The sequence below is a fragment of the Paenibacillus germinis genome (genome assembly GCF_013141785.1).
GTDB classification, from domain to species: domain Bacteria; phylum Bacillota; class Bacilli; order Paenibacillales; family NBRC-103111; genus Paenibacillus_E; species Paenibacillus_E phytorum.
The window spans coordinates 174,704-197,750 of sequence record NZ_WHOC01000094.1 but is presented as its reverse complement, the minus strand read 5'-3'; the positions used below and the strand labels follow the sequence as shown (position 1 = coordinate 197,750).

At 37.2% G+C, this 23,047-nt stretch carries 16 protein-coding genes; 12 read left to right on the top strand and 4 right to left on the bottom strand.

Annotated elements, in window-relative coordinates; genetic code table 11:
* Nucleotides 1-2 precede the first annotated feature (2 nt).
* The gene (gene groL / locus GC102_RS19675) at nucleotides 3-1,631 is read left to right on the top strand and encodes a chaperonin GroEL (protein WP_056830967.1); all 1,629 of its coding nucleotides are present in this window, start codon (nucleotides 3-5) and stop codon (nucleotides 1,629-1,631) included.
* Between the two features lie 83 nt (nucleotides 1,632-1,714).
* Here the strand turns inward: groL and GC102_RS19670 are convergent, their stop codons facing one another.
* The 3 genes from GC102_RS19670 to GC102_RS19660 all read right to left on the bottom strand — a co-directional run bounded on the left by GC102_RS19670 (nucleotide 1,715) and on the right by GC102_RS19660 (nucleotide 7,083).
* Nucleotides 1,715-2,377, bottom strand: a complete 663-nt coding sequence (locus GC102_RS19670) for a class I SAM-dependent methyltransferase (protein ID WP_171691051.1) — start codon at nucleotides 2,375-2,377, stop codon at nucleotides 1,715-1,717.
* Between the two features lie 268 nt (nucleotides 2,378-2,645).
* Nucleotides 2,646-2,792 carry a hypothetical protein gene (locus GC102_RS19665; RefSeq protein ID WP_171691050.1) on the bottom strand — a complete coding sequence of 49 codons (147 nt, stop codon included), beginning with the start codon at nucleotides 2,790-2,792 and terminating at the stop codon, nucleotides 2,646-2,648.
* Between the two features lie 55 nt (nucleotides 2,793-2,847).
* A complete protein-coding gene (locus GC102_RS19660; protein ID WP_171691049.1) occupies nucleotides 2,848-7,083 on the bottom strand; it encodes a GGDEF domain-containing protein in 4,236 nt (1,411 codons plus the stop codon).
* Between the two features lie 760 nt (nucleotides 7,084-7,843).
* Here GC102_RS19660 and GC102_RS19655 point away from each other — a divergent pair.
* Nucleotides 7,844-8,602 (top strand): C1 family peptidase, encoded by a 759-nt coding sequence (locus GC102_RS19655; RefSeq protein WP_171691048.1) that lies wholly within the window; start codon nucleotides 7,844-7,846, stop codon nucleotides 8,600-8,602.
* Between the two features lie 39 nt (nucleotides 8,603-8,641).
* Here GC102_RS19655 and GC102_RS19650 read toward each other — a convergent pair whose 3' ends face one another.
* Nucleotides 8,642-11,161, bottom strand: coding sequence for an O-antigen ligase family protein (locus GC102_RS19650; RefSeq protein WP_171691047.1), 2,520 nt, complete (start codon nucleotides 11,159-11,161; stop codon nucleotides 8,642-8,644).
* Between the two features lie 126 nt (nucleotides 11,162-11,287).
* Between GC102_RS19650 and GC102_RS19645 the strand changes: the two genes are divergently transcribed.
* Genes GC102_RS19645 through rfbD form a run of 10 tightly spaced genes read left to right on the top strand, consistent with a single transcriptional unit; the run spans nucleotide 11,288 to nucleotide 23,038 of the window.
* Nucleotides 11,288-12,133: a glycosyltransferase family protein gene (locus tag GC102_RS19645; protein ID WP_171691046.1), complete on the top strand. Its 846-nt coding sequence runs from the start codon at nucleotides 11,288-11,290 to the stop codon at nucleotides 12,131-12,133.
* Between the two features lie 17 nt (nucleotides 12,134-12,150).
* The gene (locus tag GC102_RS19640) at nucleotides 12,151-12,945 is read left to right on the top strand and encodes an ABC transporter permease (protein WP_171691045.1); all 795 of its coding nucleotides are present in this window, start codon (nucleotides 12,151-12,153) and stop codon (nucleotides 12,943-12,945) included.
* 15 nt (nucleotides 12,946-12,960) lie between these two features.
* Complete coding sequence (locus GC102_RS19635) at nucleotides 12,961-14,172, top strand: ABC transporter ATP-binding protein (RefSeq protein ID WP_171691044.1); 1,212 nt, start codon at nucleotides 12,961-12,963, stop codon at nucleotides 14,170-14,172.
* Nucleotides 14,173-14,188: 16 nt separating this feature from the next.
* Nucleotides 14,189-17,443, top strand: a complete 3,255-nt coding sequence (locus GC102_RS19630; protein ID WP_171691043.1) for a glycosyltransferase — start codon at nucleotides 14,189-14,191, stop codon at nucleotides 17,441-17,443.
* 58 nt (nucleotides 17,444-17,501) lie between these two features.
* A complete protein-coding gene (locus tag GC102_RS19625) occupies nucleotides 17,502-18,122 on the top strand; it encodes a hypothetical protein (RefSeq protein WP_171691042.1) in 621 nt (206 codons plus the stop codon).
* A gap of 9 nt (nucleotides 18,123-18,131) precedes the next feature.
* Nucleotides 18,132-19,799, top strand: coding sequence for a glycosyltransferase family 2 protein (locus GC102_RS19620; protein WP_171691041.1), 1,668 nt, complete (start codon nucleotides 18,132-18,134; stop codon nucleotides 19,797-19,799).
* 48 nt (nucleotides 19,800-19,847) lie between these two features.
* Nucleotides 19,848-20,591, top strand: a complete 744-nt coding sequence (locus tag GC102_RS19615) for a sugar phosphate nucleotidyltransferase (protein WP_171691040.1) — start codon at nucleotides 19,848-19,850, stop codon at nucleotides 20,589-20,591.
* A 12-nt stretch (nucleotides 20,592-20,603) separates the two neighbouring features.
* Nucleotides 20,604-21,149, top strand: a complete 546-nt coding sequence (gene rfbC / locus GC102_RS19610) for a dTDP-4-dehydrorhamnose 3,5-epimerase (protein WP_171691039.1) — start codon at nucleotides 20,604-20,606, stop codon at nucleotides 21,147-21,149.
* Nucleotides 21,150-21,167: 18 nt separating this feature from the next.
* Entirely contained in the window at nucleotides 21,168-22,187 is a 1,020-nt protein-coding gene (gene rfbB / locus GC102_RS19605) for a dTDP-glucose 4,6-dehydratase (RefSeq protein ID WP_171691038.1), read from the top strand.
* Nucleotides 22,187-23,038 carry a dTDP-4-dehydrorhamnose reductase gene (gene rfbD, locus GC102_RS19600; protein WP_171691037.1) on the top strand — a complete coding sequence of 284 codons (852 nt, stop codon included), beginning with the start codon at nucleotides 22,187-22,189 and terminating at the stop codon, nucleotides 23,036-23,038. Before rfbB ends, rfbD begins: the two co-directional genes overlap by 1 nt.
* Nucleotides 23,039-23,047: the final 9 nt, after the last annotated feature.

Below are 23,047 nucleotides of genomic sequence, written 5' to 3'. Positions count from 1 at the left end.
TCATGGCAAAAGAAATTAAGTTCAGTGAAGACGCACGCCGCGCGATGCTTCGTGGGGTAGATGCTTTAGCTAATGCTGTAAAAGTAACCCTCGGTCCTAAAGGCCGTAACGTTGTTCTTGAGAAAAAATTTGGCAGCCCGTTGATCACAAATGACGGTGTTACGATCGCGAAAGAAATCGAGCTTGAAGATGCTTTCGAAAACATGGGAGCACAACTTGTTAAAGAAGTTGCTACCAAAACAAATGATGTTGCCGGTGACGGTACAACAACTGCAACGGTTCTAGCACAAGCTATGATCCGCGAAGGTCTGAAAAACGTAACTGCAGGCGCTAACCCAATGGTTATCCGCAAAGGTATCGAGAAAGCTGTTAAAGCGGCTGTAGAAGAGCTTCAAGCTATCGCGAAGCCAATCGAAGGCAAACAATCCATCGCACAAGTAGCGGCAATCTCTGCTGCTGACGAAGAAGTAGGCGAATTGATCGCTGAAGCTATGGAAAAAGTAGGTAAAGACGGTGTTATCACAGTTGAAGAATCCAAAGGATTCCTTACTGAACTAGAAGTTGTAGAAGGTATGCAATTCGACCGTGGTTACACTTCCCCATACATGATCACTGACACGGATAAAATGGAAGCTGTCCTTGACAACCCATACATCCTGATCACTGACAAAAAAATCTCGAACATCCAAGAAATCTTGCCTGTTCTTGAAAAAGTGGTTCAATCCGGTAAACAACTTCTGATCATTGCTGAAGATGTTGAAGGCGAAGCACAAGCAACGCTTGTTGTAAACAGACTTCGTGGCACATTCACTTGCGTAGCTGTTAAAGCTCCAGGTTTCGGTGACCGTCGTAAAGCTATGCTTGGCGATATCGCTGCTCTAACTGGTGGCCAAGTGATTACAGAAGAGCTTGGATTGGATCTGAAATCCACAACTCCTGACCAACTTGGTAGCGCGCGTCAAATCCGCGTAACTAAAGAGAACACAATCATCGTTGATGGCGCTGGCGACAAAAAAGACATCGGCGCACGTGTTACTCAAATTCGCGCACAATTGGAAGAAACAACTTCCGATTTCGATAAAGAAAAACTTCAAGAGCGTTTGGCTAAACTTTCTGGCGGCGTAGCTGTTATCAAAGTTGGCGCAGCGACTGAAACTGAGCTGAAAGAGCGTAAACTTCGTATCGAAGATGCTCTGAACGCAACTCGTGCAGCTGTTGAAGAAGGTATCGTTTCTGGTGGTGGTACAGCCCTAGTTAACGTGTACAATGCAGTAGCTAAAGTAGTAGCTGTTGGCGACGAGCAAACAGGCGTAAACATCATCCTGCGCTCCCTAGAAGAGCCAGTTCGCACAATCGCAGCTAACGCTGGTCAAGAAGGCTCCGTAATCGTTGAGCGTCTCAAGAACGAAAAAGTAGGCATCGGCTACAACGCAGCAACTGGCCAATGGGTGAACATGTTCGAAGCAGGTATCGTTGACCCTGCTAAAGTAACTCGTTCCGCACTGCAAAACGCAGCATCCGTAGCAGCTATGTTCTTGACAACAGAAGCAGTTATCGCTGACAAACCAGAAAAAGACAAACCAGGCATGCCTGATATGGGCGGCATGGGTGGAATGGGCGGCATGATGTAAGTCGTGCCCAAAATAGAGGCTTCTCATGAGTTCACCGAACTTATGGGCGGCCTCTTTCTTTTTGGGTTTGGTAAAGGAACCTTCTATTTAAAAAGATAGACAAATAAACTAATACCCTCTTTTTTGATCTTGTAGTTCTTAAAGGGAGTTTCTTTTAGAAGTGACTCAAAATCTTCTTTTGTGTAAGCACCTTGTTTTAAGAAAGTTTTAAATGCAAATTTCACAAAATGCTTGTCAAATCCTTTCATTCCTGTCTGTCTAATCTCATTGTTAATATCTTCAGATGTTGCCTCGTAATTCATGTCGATGATTAGGGATGTTCCCCCTTCTTTCAGCACTCGATACATTTCACATAGCGCCTTTACGGGGTCCTTAAAGTTCTTGAATGCAGCACTGCAAACAATAGAATCAAAAAAGCTATCTTCGCATGGTAGATGGGATGCGTTACCTTCTTTAAAATCAACTGAAACATTTGCTTCTTTTGCATTATCTTTTTCAATTTTCACAAAGTCTGGGCTTATCTCAACTCCTGTAACGTTAAACCCTTTCTTGGCGAGTTCAATCGACAAATAACCCGGCCCAGGAGCAACTTCCAAAATATTTGCACGTTTGCCAACAAAAGATGCAACTTCATTCGCATATGCTTGCATTTGAGTCATTCGGCTTTTGCGAGAGTTTTTATCATACCACTTTGCAGTTAAGCCATAAATGCCGACATCCTTGGTTTTTCGCATGTTTTTCATCATAAACATATCTCCTTTAAAATTAGCTCGATTTCCTCAGCATCTTATTGATTTCATTATATAGGATCGATCGGCGCGTCTGAACCATCCGGCGGATGAAATATACCTCCGTCTTCAGACGGAGCTTCTGCCTACGCGCTTTCTTGAATTGTCGTTACTTATTATCATAAAAAAAAGCCCTTATGGGCTTATTTGAAGGTTAATGTTTTTGTTTTAAAAGATAAATTTCTTCCTCAGTCTTGGAAATCTTATCACGTTGGAAGTCAAGACACTAATTTGTTGTCTGGATCGCTTCAAATAACTTATTGTCGGTTTCGATGTTCTCAACATGGTGTGCATCTATGGTTTGTTGGATTCGGTCGATCTTCAAATCCATCACTTCTAATTTAGTTAGTATCTGTTTTAACAAATCTTCCATAGCATTCACCTCAATGAACATTATAACATTTTTCTACTTTTTATTTATTAAAATTTTAAAGATCCCAAGCCGCAATAACCTTATTCTTCCCCGTCTGCTTCGCAGTAATCTCCGCAGTATCAGCCTGTTCAATCAATTCCTCTATTGAAGTTGGACTGCAGAGCTCTAGGGAAGATACGCCCACACTGACAGTGATTTGGTAAGGGCGTCCGAAGGCAAATTCTCTCTCAATTTCGCCTCGCAGCTGATGAGCAATCTTGAGGGCTTCTTTCCCATCAGTTTTAGGTAAAATGAGAATAAGTTCCTCACCGCCATATCGTCCAGCGATGTCGCTCTTTCTTAAATTAAATCGAAAAATATCCGCGATTTCTCGTAAAACTCGGTCCCCTTCCGGATGTCCGAACTCATTGACCCTGCGGAAATTATCTACATCGATCATGATCACGGATAGGTCGAGGTTATAACGTCTAGAGAGATCGAATTCTTCCCTCAGCTTTTCCATAAAATAACCGCGTAAATAAAAGCCGGTCAGGTTATCAATCACCATCTCTCTATGCAAGAGAACATTGATAATATGCGGTTTGATGAAAGAAAGAAAATGCTCCATATGTTGAAGCTTTGTTTTAGTCATACCATTTACATAAACCTGTAGCGTAATAGCTTGATCACCTCGCTGAAAGAGAGTGAATGTATGGGCCCAGCAATCTTCACTTCGGCTTTGATAGGCAATCAATTCATCGTGATCTCGTAGTCCGGAAGCCGTAACGAAAGCCTTGTGTTTATAATGCAGTAGTTTGTAAGTGATGGCCAGTTGAATGACTGGAAAGTAGTCAAAAAGTGCCTTGGTCAATCTCTGCATCGTTGTCATTAGATCCAAAGTTTCGGTAACCTGTTCACTGAGCTCGATAATGATTTGTAAATCCAAAGACAGGAGTAACCATTGCTCGCGGTCCGCAATCATTTTTTGAACAAAATCATCCTTCATGATGGCGGGTGATGCCGGAGCAAAGGTGGGCCGAATAACCCGCTCCATACATGCGGTCAAGTAGGGACGCCAAGTTTCCTTTTGAATAATCTGATAGCCATTCAATGCACGTCGCAAATACAGCATCGCATTTTGAATATCGCCCTCATAAATGGACCTCTCCGCCGAAAGTTTAAAATAATCAGGCCAAAAGATGTCATAGGAGCATCGTTTTAGATAAGCTTCAAAGTTTTCGAACCAAATCCCCATATTCTCCGAGCGAAGCTCTAAGAGAAGCGTAAGCAATTCTCGGTAAGCCCAACCAGCATACATCCCAGAGTTATTTTTCGAAATAAATTGTTCAAAAAGCTTGCAGGCTAGCTCCAGATTTCCCTCTCTAGTTTGGAACAGTGCCTCCAAGAAGAACGAGGTGTTTTCATATTTTAAAAAGCCCGGGATGGTGATAGGCAGGTTTTGACGGAAGGCGACATAACATTGAAAAACGGACAATAGAGCCAAACTCGACTCTGTGATTTGCTGCTCGAACAGAAGGGTTTCTAGTTCCTGAAACAGTTCCCACTGCTCCCATTCAAGTGCGTATAACAACTGATTCGTTAAATAAGTCTCGGCCAAATCCTTGCGCCGCAATTCGTCGACCTGCAGGACACGTTCTTTGTGATAGTGGTAGCTGGCCAAGTCTCCTTGATTTAATGAAAACTCCATGGCATTCAGATGGCCTACTTGTTCCTTGATCGTGTAACCAGAGCGCTTGGCACCTTCAATCCCGCGATATACGTACGTATTGATCAGCTTATTGTTGCTCTGATAGGAATATAAATCATAGAGACGGAGCATAAGGTCCGTATGAGGTGACGTTTCCAGAAGCGGTTCTAACTTAGCTGCAATGGATAAAGCCCACTCCTCGGTCTCAGGGAAATGAATCAGCATATTAATCGTATAATAGTTCGTAATCTCCGCAAAATGGCGAAGTGAAAGCAAATTTCTCTTTGGATAAACGACCTCGGTATAGAAGATGTGAAGCTTACGCACCTCTTCATCCTGTAGAGGGAAACAGAGATTGCTGGTGTTGAGTAAAAATGCAGCCCGTACCCGGTCTTCTAATGCCTGACTTTCGTCGAAAATAAAGGGGAATAACTGCTCACGTAAAATATAAACATCCAAATCATTTTGCAAGATGCGGATATACATCCACTCGAAGCGATCCGTGATTTTGCCTGTTCGTTCGTATACAGTTAGTGCCAATTGTTCGGAAAGAGCAAATTGGTTAAGCAGAAGATACATTCTACTAAGCAGCCTGTCTAGGAAAATGAGATAGGGTCTTTCTAACTTTTCATATAAATATTTGATGCGTTCTAATAATTCAACCTTTTGCCCATAAGAGAGAAGGGAACGGATTTGTTTATAATATTTTAAAAGCAAATAATATTCTACTTTATACTCACTCGCTTGGCTGGATAGTGTAATGAGTTGAGGTAAGCCAAGTGGACGGAATTGCTGCTGGTAGACCAAAGCTTTTTGGTAGTAAGACATTAGTTGAACTGCCGGCAACTGCTGTAAGACCAATTTGGTAATTTCAGTTGAGATAAATAAACTATCATTATGACTGACATGAACAAGGCCAAGCTCTGCCAGCTTCGTAACCGAAGAGAGGATGATTCCTACATCCATTTCATTAGCCTTAAACAGGGAAAATACGCTTATTGGCATAGGCAAACAACATAGGAGCCGTAATAGCTCAATTTCCTCACTGTCCAAAAGGGAGATGCGCTTAGAAAACAAGTGAAGAGAGTGGAGTTTTTCATAATCAAGATGGAATGCAGCTGTTCTACTCCAACCCTTGTTGGTGAGATGAATGCTTCCAGATTGAATAAGCTCCTCTAAAATGATGTGGCAGTGACTAAAGTTGATTTTGTGCTCATAAAACCAATTTTTCAATTCGGATATTAACATGGAATCAGCTCGTCCAAATTGTGAAGACAACAGCTGTTCATAGATCGCTTGGTCCGAATGATGGATTTCAAGCGTTTGAATCGATAGGCTAGTGAATTGAGTAGGTATCTGGCTGCCGCTGAAAATAATATGTAAGCCAGTCATCTCATGGCCATGCTCTCGCCAAAAGTTGAGGAGAATAAGCTGGGAATCTTCATCAAAGTGCTCGCTGTTTTCAAAAATATAGAACATGTTTTGAACAGGGAACATCGGGATAATGGAAGAGAAAAACTGATACAACCACTCGGCTAGCAAATAAAGGATATCGTCCCCTTCATAGTGCTTTTTAAGAAGCTGATCAAATTTACGAGAAAGATTCCGCAGCATGGTGATTGATTCTGGAAATAAGCCATAAGCGAGATGCAAGGTTCGGGAGACCACTTCACGTAAGGTTGAATAAGGAAGTCCTTGGGAGACAATCTTGAAGAAATAGCCTCTTTCTAACATCTCATTGACATTCTGAGTGTAAACATCAAATCGAATAGCCTCATCCTCACAAACGAGCCCTAATAAACGCTTCTCATTTGATTGTAAAAAATAACGAAAATGCTCTTGATGCTCTTGCGTAATTGGCGCAGCGGCAGGATACAGCCATTTTGGACTGCTATGGGAAATAAGCGGTTGCACCTGCTCAGGCAGTTGAAAGGCTGCTCGAATGATATCGGCAATTTCATCAGCGAATAAAATAGTTTCTGGCTCAGTACGCAGACGCTCTGATAATTGCAGAAGGATGCTTGGTACGGAGTCGGAGCCATATATAGTATGAATCAGTAGATGGATAGCTTCAAAATCAGCAGCTCGGGAAAGAAGAAAACGCCGCGCATAACGTGGAAATGAAGTAAATGAAAAGTCCGTCAATAAATGATTAATAAATTCAATAGCGGACGGGAATGGTTGGACATCGATGATAACGGCTAACGTTTGTGGTTCGAAAAAAAGCTGCTCTGGCAGCAAAAAGCCCATATAAAACTGCTCTTCATGCAGAATGGAAAGCGCTTTACAAATGGAGATCAGCAATTTCCCTTTGGATTCATCACCTAATGCTGCTTTTTCTATATGTGAAAACGGCAAATAGCCTTCTGGTAATGGAGAAAGCTGAATGACGAGATTGCCCTCAACAAGATTCCAATCCAGCGGCCGACGGAAATAATCTCCTTTAGCGGCTTTGGTCCAAGCGAGCAAACGATTCTCGATTTGTTTTTCGTGGAAATAATTCCAAAGCTTATGATGGAGATGCATCTCCGAATAATCAGGGGCATGAGAGTATGTTAAATGCCGAAAGGCGGAATTCGTGTTTTGAGTTGTATGATTCATCATACTCCCTCCTCCTTCTAAGGTATGGGAATTCAGACACTGGGGATGGGTTGATAACATCAAATAAATGTCATTTCTCAATTGTAACAAATATATGAAGCAAAAGGGAGAGGTATCATGGTGCTGTTAGCCTGCCTTTTTCGAGTCTGCTTGGACATTTAACCTGCTTGGCTCACATAATCCGCCTAATTATTGGCTAAATAGGCATTTGTACATTCATTGGACTAGGCATAAACGTATACTAACATAAACCTATAAAGGAGTTGACCCACCAATGGAATACAAACCTAGCCAATTAAGCCCGCTTAGCCAACCGTTCCAACCTAGCCAACTCAGCCCAGTTAACCAACCTGGCCCAGGCAAACCATATCAATGTCCACCTGCTGATCCGATAATGACAGATCCAGAAAGAATAGTAAGGGACTTCTACCACCCGCAGAGAGTTCAAGTTATTCATCCTATTCAAATCGTAAACCGCCACCACTGCGTTCCTGTCTATGAGCATGTTTATACTTGTTCAGAGACAGATGAATATTGCGGCACTCACCCGCATCCGCATCAAGGCATGTTGCGCGACTAGTTGAGAAGGAAACCCTCGGAAAGAATCGTTGATTCTTTTCGGGGGTTGTTTTGTGTGGTGCCAGAACTGAAGAAATTGACAATACATGGGGGGATAGGCTTCTATTAGTCTAGCGAAACGAATTGTATACATATTTTAGTATAAAATGTATAATTATGTATCATATTGAAAGGGTGTGTGGTTATGTCGAATCGTGTGTTCCCTTTGAAACGGGAAAAGCGTGATTTACGCGATTATCATTTTATGAGCACAGCGTTTAAGTCCCCGGGCGAGCTGCCCAAGAAAGTCGACTTGCGCTCAGCCATGTCCCCTATTGTCGATCAAGGTGCACTCGGAAGCTGTACGGCTAACGCCATAGCAAGCGGGCTTCGAGAGTATTTGCTCGTAAGCAGTCAGGAGAAGTGGACAGCCCTTTCTCGGCTTTTCTTGTATTGGCACGAACGCAAGCTCGAAGGTCATGTGGATGAAGATTCAAGGGCCTATATCCGAGATGGGATGAAAGTGCTCCAGAAGATTGGCGTTTGTCCAGAGGAGGATTATCCATATAACATTGCTGATTTCAGAGATATTCCCGATCCCAAAGCAGAACTGGATGCAGCTAATTATAAAATCAACGACTACCACCGGATTATGGACTTATATGCCCTTAAGGCTGCACTGGCTGAACAATCACCCGTTGTTATCGGCATGATGTTGTACGAGAGCTTCCAATCCCCTGAAGTAGCCCAAACGGGTAAAATTTCGGCTCCGAAGAAGAAGAGTGAACGGGTACTGGGCGGACATGCTATGCTGGCAGTTGGCTATGTGGATCGAGGCCTGTCAGGTCATGTTATCGTGCGCAACAGCTGGGGCGAGGACTGGGGAGATCAAGGTTACTGCTATATTCCTTATAAAATGTTTCAGGATCCGGACAGTGTGATGGATATGTGGACGGGGCGATAAATGAAAAGCAAAAGGTGCCACATCACTGTGGCACCTCTTTTATTTCGTTGGGAAATTCGTTGCAACAATCGCCTCAATGGCCTGCTTTTCTGCCGGATCTTTGGCAATCAGTTTATCGTAAAGAGCTTGATCTTTGGTACCTTGCTTCTGTAAAGCAGCCAAATACCATCTGATCAGAACACGATTCGGTTGGTCATCTAGATTTTCAGTAATGTGCGGTTGAATGGTTGCAGCTGCACCTGCATAGTCACCGCGCATATAGCTTATTTGACCTGCATTTAAAGCCATGCTCGGTGTAACAGCAAACGCACGACCCTGTGCTTGTTCTTTCGGTAGGTTTTTCAGAGAATCCACTCGCGCTAGAACGTCCTTGTAAGTGGCGAGAGCATTATCGAGTCTAGTGTTGTATTCTTGCGTATTATTCTTTTCTCTAGCTTGATTCGCAAGATCAATACTCAGAGACATACTCTTTTCATACATTTCAATATACCATGGATAATTAGGAATCTGAGCGTTGGACCAGTCTAACGCTTCTTGCTTGTTCCCTTTGATGAGAAGCATATTGAGCTGCTGCATCGCCACCATGCGGTTATGCGGTTCTTTTTTCAATAGCTGGTTAAGAAGATCTTGGGCTTGATTGAAAAAAGCTTCGCCCTTCTTCGGGTCTTCCTTTTGCATCTGATTAGATACTTGAAGTAGAATCCCAATTCGGCTGACCTGTCCTGTTAACAAATAGTCAGGATGAGCAGGATGCAGAGAAATCGCTTTGTCCAATGGAGCTACGATTTGGTTGTAATCTTGACTCTTTTTAACAACCTCAAGTGTCTGCTTATATGAACCATTCGCCGAGACTAGTTGAACCGAGATAAAAAACATCACGATCGATAAGACAGCCAAGAGCGATGGAAACATTTTGTGAAGCGCAGTTGAATCAGACTTTAATCGTATCGGAGCGGATGTACTGTTACTCAGCATCCCACCTAGTGCAAGGAACAGAATAGCACCCAAATAAACATAGCTTAAATCAAAGTCAATCATACTGTGGATCAAGAGAGAAATCGTTACGATGAAGAATAGGAAGTGAAGATCTCTTTTCTCCTGTGAACTTTTAATGTAGCTTCGAATATAGAACACCATGACAGCAATCACGAAACCGATAAAGGCAAGGAATCCTAGCGCGCCGGCCTCAACCAAGTATTGAAGTGCGAAGTTATGAGCCTGACGACTTGTGTACGGGTTGTTTTGATACTTCTCATATAAAGAAGCCCAAGCGCCACCACCTGCCCCTATAATCGGATAATCCGACCAGAGCTTCACAGCATCTTTATAAAAAGTACCGCGCTCCAGAACGCTGTGCTGCTGGAAATTAATATTTTCGATACGCGTTTTCACGTTGGCTGGAAGAATGTTTTTAAAACCAGTGTCACTTAGGATAAGAATGGCACCCAGTACACCAACAACAATTGCAGCGACCGGAAGAATAAAGGTAGCAAACTTCTTAGCATCGAAACGAGCCGTCATGCGCTCCAACCAAGGAGCAAAGAAGTGTTGAATAACGACAGCAAGGACAGCGAAAACTACAGAAGCAATCAGCAGGATTAACCAACCGTTCCAAGATTCTGATGCACTAGGCTGTTTTTGTAATCCAATCCCTATATCTGTTACTTTCTCTAGAATTACCAGAGACGCTGCGAATGCTAGACCAAATTGTATGAGTGCTAGAATCTGTCTACTAATTGAAAAAAAGAAAAGCATAATTAAGAAAACAACCGGAATTACCACTATCGCACCACGAGAAAGAGTTAACCAAAAAGATATAATAATAGGTACCAACATGATTGCATGTGGAAGCACGACATACCATTTGCGTGACTTGACGATGAAGAACAAAGCTCCAAGGGATAACGTAATCAAGAAGGCAGCATACGTATTCGCATATTGGAAAACCGATGTTAAGCGTAAACCGTTAGAATCTGTCATAATCGCATCGCGGTATAAATAAGGATTAGCTGCATCCATGAGAGCGAACCATCCTACCAAGTGCCCAGCGAAGTTTCCATTACCTAACCAGTACAAAAGTCCGAAGAGGACAATGAAATAACCGGAAATAATTAGCAAACTGGCAAAAATCGACGTGCCAAGCTTGTTTTTTGTCAGAAATACACCTAAAATGAAGAAGGTTGCATACAGCATTTGGATGTAAACCATATTCGTTGCCAAATAATGAGAGGCCGAATTCGATAGTGAAATCACATATGTCAGCGGCATCAATAAGACAAGAATGGTCAAAACATCTTTTTGTTCTTTAAGTTTAAATACAAAGAAAGCAAGGATTGCAATTAGCAGCAAAATGATAGAGGACCACACCGAAGCCGTATAGATTGTTCTCTCAAAATCGTAAGTTCCACCATTGAACAACGCCCGTTGAAACGGTGCCCAGAACATAAACAAGCCTGTAAACACTATTAAAATCCAAAAAATAACAGAGCTCTTCTCTGTCGTTATCGTTCCATTCGTTTTTGCACGCGAAGCCGCGTAGGCATTCTTACTTGCACTCATGAAAGACAGTCTCCTTTTTTGCTAAAGTTCGACTTTATTTTAGCATACTGGAAGAGGGTTTCCAAATGGTATAAAAAGAAATGATAAATATGGAATTTAAGTTGAAGAGGTGTTATTTATAATATTATGATAACTAATTGGATATATAAATTGTTTGAAAAACAAAGGTTGATAAATTTTAGTAAGAGGATCCCCTCAAAAATTAATATATTAGGAATGTTAAGAATACGTAACGAAGAATTGATAATTGAAGACACACTAAATCATCTTTCCACATTCTGTGATGCAATTGTTTGTTTTGATGATAATAGTACTGATAATACATACAGTATTATTAGTAAGCATTCTCATGTAATTGCTATTATTAGAAATTTTAACTGGCTTTCTGGTGTTCAAGATAGATTGGAAAGCGAGACTAGTCATAGAGCCGATTTATTGAAACTAAGTAAAACTTTTAACCCCAGGTGGATATTTTGTGCAGATGCTGATGAGAGATATATTGGTGATATTAAAGGTTTTACTAACTCCGAAGATTCTGAAAATTTAGATATAATAAGAATATCACTTTTCGATGCATACATGACCAAAGATGACAGTAAGCCATATTCTCAAGGCACACCTCTTTTGAATTTTCGCACTCATTTTGGTCCAGAAAGAAGAGATATTGTCATGTTGTGGAGAAATAATGAGTTTAATTTAGAGTACATTGGTCTGGATAGCAGAGAACCGAAATTTCAAGGTGATTTAAGATTGGATACTAGGTTTTTTTGTCAACATTATGGAAAGTCATTATCTGTTGATCATTGGGAGTCAACTTGTACATATTATGTTAATCATTTTCCTTATGAGTCATATGGTAAAAAATGGGAGGAACGAAGAGGTAAAGCATTACATACTGAATCTGATTTTGGCCGAGAACTATATACATGGGGTCAGCAACTATTTGATAATTCAATAAAAATTTATCCTTAATGTTAGGTGAGTAGACTATGAATTTATTAATTAAAGAGGATGTTATTAGAACAATTCGGCTTATTTTAAACTTATCAAAAACAGACTTCTGGAGTAAATATTCCGGATCTATTTTTGGGATATTTTGGGGTTTCTTCCAACCTTTTATGACAGTTCTTGTATATTGGTTTGTTTTCCAGATCGGTTTTAAAGTTACTCCTCTAAATGATGTGCCATTTTCGCTATGGTTAGTTTTTGGATTAATTCCTTGGTTTTTTTTCTCTGAAGCGTTCTTAGGAGCGACAAATAGTTTTATTGATTATAGTTATCTTGTGAAGAAAGTAATCTTTCGTATTAGCATTCTACCTGTGATAAAAGTGTTTTCGTCATTTTACATTCATTTCTTTTTCTTATTTATCATGATATTACTCTATTTCTTTTATGGACTCGAATTTAACTTGTATAATCTACAGATAATTTATTATGTAATTTCATTAATTATTTTAGTTTCAAGTATATCTATTATAACTTCTACAATTGTTGTTTTTTTTCGAGATTTGTCTCAAATAGTTTCGATATTTCTTCAATTTTCAATTTGGCTAACTCCCATAATGTGGAGTGAAAATGTGGTGCCTGATAAATTTAAATTATTATTTAAGCTCAATCCAATTTATTATATTATTAATGGTTATAGAGAATCTTTTTTTAGCGAAATTTGGTTTTGGCAAAGACCATATCAAACTATTTACTTTTGGATGTTTATTTTATTATCATCAAGTGTGGGTATCTGGATATTTAAAAAAATGAAAAAACATTTTTCTGATGTCTTGTAGAAAGTGGTGTAATTAGTGGTACAAGCAATAGAAATTAAAAATGTTACAAAAGTGTATAAATTATATAATAAACCTCTAGATCGACTAAAAGAATCTTTTGGAAAAAGAGCATTACACAAGGAGTTTATAGCATTAAATAATATTACGTTTAATGTTAATAGGGGTGAAATAGTAGGAATTCTAGGAACTAATGGTTCTGGGAAATCTACAATATTAAAAATAATCACAGGGATACTACAAGCAACAACAGGGGAAGTGATTGTAAACGGTAAGATATCGGCTTTATTAGAACTAGGAGCAGGATTTAATTATGAAGCTACAGGAATGGAAAATATATATTTAAATGGGGCAATATCAGGATTATCAAAGGAAGAAATAGATTCAAGATTAGAAGACATCATTAGTTTTTCCGAAATTGGTGAATTTGTATATCAGCCGGTCAAAACTTATTCAAGTGGAATGTTTGCTCGCTTAGCATTTGCAGTATCCATTAACATAGACCCTGATATTTTAATTATTGACGAGGCATTAGCTGTAGGCGATATGTATTTTCAAGAAAAGTGTTATGAAAAAATGAAGCAAATGGTATCAAAGGGAGTAACTATTTTGTTTGTTAGTCACAGTATTCCAGCAATTAGAAACTTTTGTACAAGAGCAGTTTGGATAGAAAAAGGTGAACTAAAAGCAGTTGGTAAAGCAGACGAAATTTGTGAATTATATAAGCAACATGTTGAAAATCAAGAAGTGTCCATAAAAACACATGTGCCATTGAAACAGAATGAATCTAATAGGTTGGAAGTTAATGAAGCATTAAAACAAAAAAACAAAATTTATGTTAGTGATATCACTCTTGATAAGTTTGAATATATAACTGGAGAAGACATTCATATAACTCTTAGTATTGAGTTTAAAGAAATCGATTTAAAATATGGCCTCGGACTAATTGTATTTAATTCAGAAGGGGATATAGTAACATTGTTCAATACTTTGCGTGACGATATATCCTTAAATGAGCCATATAATGAGTTTACTTTGATACTACCTGAAAATGATTTTCTTCAAGGTAATTATTATATTTCTGTGCATATTTCAGATGATTTAGGGATGTATCCTTACGACAGTAACGATTACGCCATAGAGTTTTCGATAAAAACAAATAAAAGTAAAAACGGTCTTCCAATATCAGAAGGAATGTTCAGAAGCAAGCATATCTGGAAATATAAATAAAAAGGCGGGAAAAGTAATGTGGACAGGTAGACACATTCTAATTACAACTCATTCACTTGTTGAATTTGCTGGAGCAGAAATAAATGTATTAAGTTTAGCAAAAGAATTCATCGATTTGGGGAATGTTGTTCATGTTGGGGCTTATTATATCGGTGAACCAATCTTATCAGAGTTCAATAATTCAAATATTCCAGTTTTTAATCTTATTCATAGCGAATGGTCTCAAATGCACTATGATTTAGTATGGTCTCAACATGCGACAACGTTGTATCAAGTGCTTCTCCGTGGAATAAAACCTGAGAAAATAATTTTTAGTTCACTTTCTCCCTTTGAACCTCTTGAATTCCCTCCTATCTTTTCTAACCAACTATCGTTAATTTTAGCAAATAGTGAAGAGACAAGAGAGAGATTAATTTCAGAAGGTGTAAGCATAGACAATGTAATGGTATTTCCAAATTTCGCTACAAATGATTACTTTAATTCGAATATTAAACATTTGGCTGAGAAAGTTAGAAGGATTTGTATTATCTCTAACCATGTACCAGAAGAACTAAAATTATTGCAATCAGAGTTTTACAATGATTCGATCGTTTTGGATATATATGGAATTGAATACATTAATACGTTAATCACTCCTGAAATATTAAAAAATTATGATGTTATAATAACAATTGGTAAAAGCGTTCAATTTTCTCTCGTTATGGGAATTCCTGTTTATTGTTATGACATTCATGGTGGCCCAGGTTGGATAGATGAAACTAACTATAAAATCGCTAAGTATTACAATTTTTCTGGAAGAGGTTTTGATAAGAAATTAACTGCTAATGAAATTAAAATGGAAATTTTAGAAGGTTATTCTAGAGCTTGTTCAAATATGGAGCTATTGTCTTTATTAGCAAGAAGTGAATTTAATTTGAGTCTAAACCTCAAGACAATCTTGGATAGTGAAAGATTATTGACTAGAAATGTAGACAATAATGTGTTAGTTGAAGATTGTTTATCATTTGAAAGAAGTCATAAAGCATTCTTACGAGAGTATGAGTATAATAGATATTATAAATCAATAGCAATTGAGAAAGAAAAAAAAATTAGTTCACTTCTTGAAGAATTGGAAGGTAAAAATCAACAAATTGATGAGTATAGTTTACTTAATTCTGAACTTCATTCCAAAATATCCAGACTAATTTCTAATGTTCGAAATCAAGCTTTTAGTTTGCAAAAATTAAGTAATGAGTTAGATAAAAAAATGATAATCAATAATGATTCACAGAAACAAATCGAACTCTTAACAAATAGTATTAATGAGTTTCAGAAACAAATTTCACAAAAAGATGATAACTCAAATTATTTATTAAATTTATCTCAAGAACTCAGTACAAAGTTAAATGAAATACAGAATACAAGAGCATGGATATATGCGGAGAAGGTTAGAAAACTAAATATAAAACTAAGAAAAGGAATACGTAATCCAAATTTAATCTACAAAAAAATTTTAAAAACACTTAATATAAGTAGTTCGTCTTACTATAAAAAGAAAGTTCATGTGCAGCAATTATACAATAACAATGAAATACCTGATCGGAATCCATTAATATCAGTAGTGATACCTATTTATGATCGAACTGATGTCTTGATAGAGAGTATAGACTCAATACTTAATCAAACTTATGATAATATTGAGATATTGTTGGTATGTGATGGATCTCCCACTAAAACCCTAGAAATTGTTAAAAGTTATGAGAACAATGAAAAAGTAAAGGCATTTTATTTTAAAAACAATAGTGGTAATGCAGTTAGGGGAAGAAATAAGGCAATCAAAGAGGCAAGAGGAGAATATCTTGCATTCCAAGATAGTGATGATATAGCGGAGTTAAACCGATTAGAACTTTCTTTAGGTTATATTCAAAATTATAAGTGTGACGTTGTTTATGGTGGATGGAGAGCGTTATTGGATGGCACAAGAATTATTGATCTAGAAGATAAACAAGAAGTGTTTAGCCCTGAATGTGACTACGAGTTCCTAAAAGAAATATGCGTACCTTGTCAAAGCACAGTTATGGTTAGACTGAGTGCTATTAGACATGTGGGTGGCTTAAAGTCAATAATGAGATATAGAGAAGACCATGAATTGTGGCTTAGATTATCATATTATGGATATAAATTTAAGTCTATTCCATATGTATTAACAAATTTACGATTACATGACAATAATTTAGAACTTACTTTTAAAGATAATGATAATGTTTGGGAAAAACTTACATTGGAAGAGCATAAAATAATTAGACCTTTAAAGCCCAAAATTGCATATCTATTAGCTGGTACAGGTATTTCTGGAGGTTTATCTGTAATATGCAAGCATGCAAATAGTTTGTTAGACCGCGGTTACGATGTTTCATTTATTACAGAAGATAACTCAAATACTATTGAGTGGTATCCTAGTCAGTTGGTAAATATAATCCCTATTGATAATATTCCAAATAATTTTGATATAATAATTGCAACTTATTGGACAACAGCATATACATTAGAAAACATTCCATCAAAAAGAAAACTATATTTTGTGCAGTCTAACGAAAGTATATTCTTTCCAGAGGAGTCTAATGAATACAAAGCTGCTTATAATACTTATACTAAAGACTATGAAATTATAACTATGGCTAAATGGTTGCAGGATTGGTTGGACATAAAATTTTCAAAAGACTCTTACTATGTCCCTAACGGCGTTGATCCTAAAATCGTATATTTAACAGAACCAATTGAAAAGAAAAATAATAAGATACGGATATTAATTGAAGGGCCAATCGACGTACCATTTAAAGGAATTAAAGAAGCATTCCAAGTAGTAGAGGGTTTAGACTGTGAAATATGGTGTGTAAGTACTTCAGGAACTCCTGATCCATCTTGGAAGATCGATAAATATTTTGAGAAAGTTCCTTTCGAAAGAATGAAATACATTTATTCTAGTTGTGATATTCTATTAAAGATGAGTAAAATAGAAAGCTTTTGCTTACCAGCCTTAGAAATGATGGCATGTGGCGGCATTTGCGTTCTCAATAAGTTTAATGGAATTGATGAATTTGTAGTAAATGAATACAATGCTTTAATTGTGGAACAAAGTGATATACTTGGTGCAAAAAATGCAATAATAAGGATAATGGAAAATCCAGACTTAAAAGAAAAATTGTCAAAAAACGCATTAGAAACGGCTTCGAATTGGAATTGGGATAGAAGTATTGATCTTTTAGAAGAAATAATATTACAGGGGTATTGAAATATAAAATATCAGGTTCAATATTATTGAATCTGATATTTTTCTTAAGGGGTAAACAATGAGAAAGTTTAATTTAATATTTGTTTTATTGATGTTTTTTGTATTGATTAGTAGTTTTTATTATGTAAGGTACAATTATCAACCAATTTCAAATGAATTTAACATAAAAAAAGACAAATTGGGTGTTAATCTTAGCTATCATATAAATGAAATAACTAATAGTATTGATATACAACAAAACTTCAAATCAAAATACGATGGATTAAATGGGATTGAAATATTTTTTTCCACTTTTAATAGAAAAAATACAGGGACTACTGTAGTAGAACTAATATTCAATAATGAAATAATAAGAAAAGAATTAATACCTAATAATCAGATCGAAGATAATAAATACAGAATGATATATTTTGATTCTATTAAGAAATCAAAAGGGACAATATACAATGTTAGAATATATTCAATAGATACTAATCGAGAAAATGCTGTGACTGTTTGGCTTGATGAAACTAAAGATAATAATCCTGTAATTTTAAATTCTAAATCAGGAAATGGACAATTAGTTGCTAATCTTAATTACAATATAGAATTTAATATTGAAAATTATTTGGTATCAACAATAATTTTGTTATTCATGTGTTATCTCCTATTCAAAATGATTAAGTTTCTTAGAAAGTAGGATGTAAACATGTTAAGAGTAAGAGAATTACCTCTGAAAATGTTACTTAAACGCTTCTACAATTACTATAAGAATTATGGAATCGTACCAACATATTACAAAACAATGGAAAAGTTTTTTGGAGAAAAATATAATTTGACATATAGCACGTCTCTTGATATTTACCAAGATATTAAGCGTAACCCATTAATTAGTATAGTAGTACCGATTTACAACACTAAAAGTACATACTTGAGGGAAATGATTTTGTCTGTACTTGCTCAAACCTATTCTAATTTTGAACTATGCTTACTCAATGCTGGAAGTAACAATGAGGAAACAGTTAAAACTCTATCTGAATTTAATGATCCAAGAATTATAGTGAAACATATGCCAGATAACATGGGTATTGCAGACAATACTAACGAAGCAATAAAATTAACTAACGGTGAGTTTATCGCTTTTTTAGACCATGATGATATTATTACGTCAGATGCACTTTTTGAAGTAATCAAAAAAATAAATTTAAGTGATCCTGATATAATATATAGCGATGAAGATAAAATTACTGAAAATGGATTGAAACATATCGAAATACACAAAAAACCAACGTATTCTCCTGATACTCTCAAGAGTTATAATTATATTTGCCATTTTTTAATTGTTAGAAAAAGTTTAATTGTTAAGAGTGGAGGTTTGAGGTCTGAATTTGATGGTGCTCAAGATTATGATCTGATACTTCGCTTAGCTAGTATGACAAAAAAAATTACTCACATTTCAAAAGTGCTTTATCATTGGCGAATAAACTCTTCATCAACTGCTTTTGACATAAGTAAAAAAGGATATGCACTAAAAGCAGGTCATTATGCAATTAGTGATTTTGTCACCAATCAAAATGTGCAATTTGAAGAAGTTAATTATGGGGGATTTATAGGTTCATTTAACATTAAATATTCAATTAAAAAGCCATGTAAAAATGAATATGCATTATTCATTTATGGTGATTTCTTCAAGGCAGAAGATATACATTCCTATGTATCAAAACTAAATTTAAATACAAAATTAATTTATTATTTTAGCTTGTCACATAGTAATGACTTTTATTTGACGGATAATGTATATGTAATTGGTATAAGTAATAATAAGTTTGTAGAAAAATTTAATAGATATACTATTTCACTAGAAGATACATCTTTTATTATTTTCATATATGATACTATTGAAATATTCGCAGATAATTGGGATAAGATTTTAGTAAGTAACATTCAAGAAAATTATTTATCTATTGTTACAACTAAAATTTTAAATAAAAATAGAAGAATTCATACATTTGGGTTAGCGATTACAGATGAAAAAATATATAACATCCATGAGAATAATAACAATAACTATTATGGGTATATGGGGAGATTAAGGATAGCTCAAAATTATTCAGCAGTAAGCCCAGAAATCATGATAGTAAGGGTTGATGATTTACTGAAATCAAATGGCTTAAATCCGCTCTATCAAAGTCCTATGGCATTTATTGATTTCGGATTTAATCAAATATATCAATATAATAAATTTATTAAAGCTATACCTGATGAGTTGTTTGTTTCGAAACAAAGTAATTGGTATAACGACCAAGATAATTCCTTATTTTATACTCTAAATTCAAAATATATAACCAAACAAGATCCCTTTTATCCATTAATTTGAATACCGTATATTTTACTATTAAACTATGTTTTCAAGGAGTGTTTCAAAGTGAAAGGAATAATTCTAGCGGGTGGTACAGGTTCAAGGTTATATCCTTTAACCAAAGTAACAAACAAACATTTACTTCCAGTGGGTAAATATCCAATGATTTTCCACTCCGTTGCAAAGCTAAAAGAAGCGGATATTATTGATATTCTTATCGTAACAGGTAAAGATCATATGGGTGATGTCGTTAACCTTCTAGGAAGCGGAAAGGAAATGGGGGTAACCTTTACTTACAAAGTTCAAGATGAAGCTGGAGGAATTGCTCAAGCTCTTGATCTTGCTGAGCATTTTGTTGGTGGAGATCAAATGGTTGTAATTCTTGGTGATAATGTATTTGAACAAAGTATTGTTCCTTTTGTAAATAACTTCAGGGCTCAGCGTAATGGCGCAAAAATACTTATCCAAGAAGTCCAAGACCCTCAAAGATACGGTGTTCCTGAACTTCAAGGAGAGAAAATTTTTTCTATCGAAGAGAAGCCTAAGAAGCCTAAAAGTAATTATGCAGTAACGGGTATATATATGTATGACAGATCTGTTTTTGATATTGTAAAAACCTTGCGGCCATCAGGTCGAGGTGAGCTTGAGATTACGGATGTTAATAATGCATACATCGTGAGGAACGAACTCAGCTACGATATTCTTGATGGATGGTGGACTGATGCAGGAACACATGCCTCGTTAGCCAAGGCTAATGAATTGGCTAAGGATTTATTATTTAGTGAAGAGTTTGGGAAACTTAAATTGTAAGAGGTGCCAACGATGAATATTATATCTACGAAATTAAAAGGATTATATATTGTAGAGCCCGATGTCCATGGTGACAATCGGGGATTTTTTATGGAGAGTTATAGTAGAGCGATTTTTGCTGAACTCGGAATTGAGCATGAGTTTATTCAAGATAATCATTCTTTATCAGAGGAAACCGGTGTTTTGCGTGGGCTACATTACCAGCTGAATCCTAAAGCACAAACAAAACTTTTACGCGTAGCTTCAGGTGCCATTTATGATGTCGCGGTAGACATCCGCAAGGACTCGTCTACGTTCGGCCAGTGGGTAGGGGTTATTCTAAGCGAGGCTAATAAGCGTCAACTACTGGTTCCACAAGGATTTGCTCATGGCTTTTGTACGATTGTTCCTAATACGCAGGTACTTTATAAAGTGGACGAGTACTACTCCCCTGAACACGATAGGGGTATACTTTGGAGCGATCCAGCGATAGGTATTGATTGGCCAACGTCTAAACCTATTCTTTCTGATAAAGATCAGAAGCACCCGCTGCTAAAAGATGCGGAATTAAACTTTTAAAATGGGAGTCATACATATATGAAATTACTTGTTACTGGTGGAGCCGGGTTTATCGGCAGCAACTTCGTTCATTATATGCTGGATCGTTATCCTAGCTATGAAATTATTAATCTTGATGCTTTGACGTATGCTGGGAATTTAGAGAATCTTTTATCGATTCAAGAAAATAGCCAATATACATTCATTAAGGGTGATATCACAAAAATGGAGCTAGTGAACAGTCTGTTCGATCAAGGTATCGATACGGTTGTCCATTTCGCCGCGGAATCCCATGTGGATCGGAGTATTCTGGAACCGGATGTTTTTGTGAAGACGAACGTGCTGGGTACACAAGTTTTACTTGAAGCAGCTAGGAAATATTCGGTTAAGAAGTTTGTCCATGTCTCCACGGATGAAGTATACGGTTCACTAGGTGTGACAGGACTTTTTACTGAAGAAACTCCTTTATCTCCGAACAGCCCTTATTCTGCAAGTAAAGCCGGATCCGATCTTCTGGTACGGGCTTATCATGAGACATTTGGTTTACCGGTTAACATCACACGTTGTTCCAACAACTATGGACCGTTTCAGTTCCCTGAAAAGTTAATCCCATTAATGATTGCGAATGCTTTGTACAATAAGTCTCTCCCTGTTTACGGAGACGGTCTTAATATTAGAGATTGGCTATATGTCGAGGATCATTGTAGCGCGATTGATCTTGTTTTACATAAAGGGGTTAATGGTGAGGTTTATAATATCGGCGGTAATAACGAAAGAACGAATATTCAAATCATACAAACTATTCTCCGTGAGCTGGGTAAACCAGAATCTTTGATGCAATTCGTGAAAGATCGACCAGGTCATGACCGTCGATATGGCATTGATGCAACGAAAATTACGGAGGAACTTGGGTGGAAGCCGAAGCATAATTTTGAGACGGGTATTCATGAAACGATTCGTTGGTACTTGGATAATCAAGACTGGTGGAAACGAATTCAAACGGGTGAGTATCAAACATATTTTGCCGAGCAATACGGCTCACGACTTGGTGCCAGATAATGAGAATAGTAGTTATCGGGGCTAATGGTCAACTTGGGAAAGATGTTGTAAAACTGCTAGGTGCTAAGCATGAGGTTCACGGTCTTGGGAGAGAGCAACTGGATATTACAAATGAAAGTCAATGTTTTGAGGTTCTGAAAGCCTTGAAGCCAGATGTTATCATTCATAGTGCTGCGTACACAGCTGTTGATCTTGCTGAGACGGAGGAAGCAATAGCTTATCGAGTCAATGCTGATGGAACTAAGAATCTTACTGTGGCTGCAGAGAGTATAGGAGCGAAATTTTGCTATATTAGCACGGATTATGTATTTGATGGTACCGCTACGAATGCTTATAGAGAAGACGATGATACTAATCCTCAAAGCGTTTATGGGAAGTCCAAAAGAGCTGGAGAACAGCATGTAGAATCGTTATCATCCAAATATTTCATCGTAAGAACTTCTTGGGTGTATGGCATTTATGGTTCCAATTTCGTTAATACGATGTTAAGCCTGGCCCAGACCAGAGATTCTCTGAAGGTGGTAAGTGATCAATTTGGATCACCGACATATACAGTAGATCTTGCTTTGTTTCTTGAACAACTTGTTCAAACTGATTATTATGGCATCTATCATGTTTCTAATTCAGGTGTTTGTTCTTGGTATGATTTTGCTTGTGCGATCTTTGAAGAGAATGGCATGAACATCAGGGTGGAACCTTGTACGACAGAAGAGTTCCCACGGCCTGCTCCAAGACCACGGAATTCTGCAATGGAGCACGAAGCGATCCGCGCGAATGGATTCAAGGAAATGCGGCATTGGCGGGATGGGCTTAGAGTATTTATAAAGGAACTAGAAGAGAATATGAACTGATAGTGATCA

Coding starts and splice junctions, on each gene's coding strand:
- GC102_RS19645 (WP_171691046.1), top strand. CDS start 11,288: ATGATAACTAATTGGATATATAAATTGTTTGAAAAACAAAGGTTGATA.
- rfbD (WP_171691037.1), top strand. CDS start 22,187: ATGAGAATAGTAGTTATCGGGGCTAATGGTCAACTTGGGAAAGATGTT.
- GC102_RS19650 (WP_171691047.1), bottom strand. CDS start 11,161: ATGAGTGCAAGTAAGAATGCCTACGCGGCTTCGCGTGCAAAAACGAAT.
- GC102_RS19665 (WP_171691050.1), bottom strand. CDS start 2,792: ATGGAAGATTTGTTAAAACAGATACTAACTAAATTAGAAGTGATGGAT.
- GC102_RS19630 (WP_171691043.1), top strand. CDS start 14,189: ATGTGGACAGGTAGACACATTCTAATTACAACTCATTCACTTGTTGAA.
- GC102_RS19640 (WP_171691045.1), top strand. CDS start 12,151: ATGAATTTATTAATTAAAGAGGATGTTATTAGAACAATTCGGCTTATT.
- rfbB (WP_171691038.1), top strand. CDS start 21,168: ATGAAATTACTTGTTACTGGTGGAGCCGGGTTTATCGGCAGCAACTTC.
- GC102_RS19625 (WP_171691042.1), top strand. CDS start 17,502: ATGAGAAAGTTTAATTTAATATTTGTTTTATTGATGTTTTTTGTATTG.
- GC102_RS19670 (WP_171691051.1), bottom strand. CDS start 2,377: ATGATGAAAAACATGCGAAAAACCAAGGATGTCGGCATTTATGGCTTA.
- rfbC (WP_171691039.1), top strand. CDS start 20,604: ATGAATATTATATCTACGAAATTAAAAGGATTATATATTGTAGAGCCC.
- GC102_RS19660 (WP_171691049.1), bottom strand. CDS start 7,083: ATGATGAATCATACAACTCAAAACACGAATTCCGCCTTTCGGCATTTA.
- GC102_RS19655 (WP_171691048.1), top strand. CDS start 7,844: ATGTCGAATCGTGTGTTCCCTTTGAAACGGGAAAAGCGTGATTTACGC.
- groL (WP_056830967.1), top strand. CDS start 3: ATGGCAAAAGAAATTAAGTTCAGTGAAGACGCACGCCGCGCGATGCTT.
- GC102_RS19620 (WP_171691041.1), top strand. CDS start 18,132: ATGTTAAGAGTAAGAGAATTACCTCTGAAAATGTTACTTAAACGCTTC.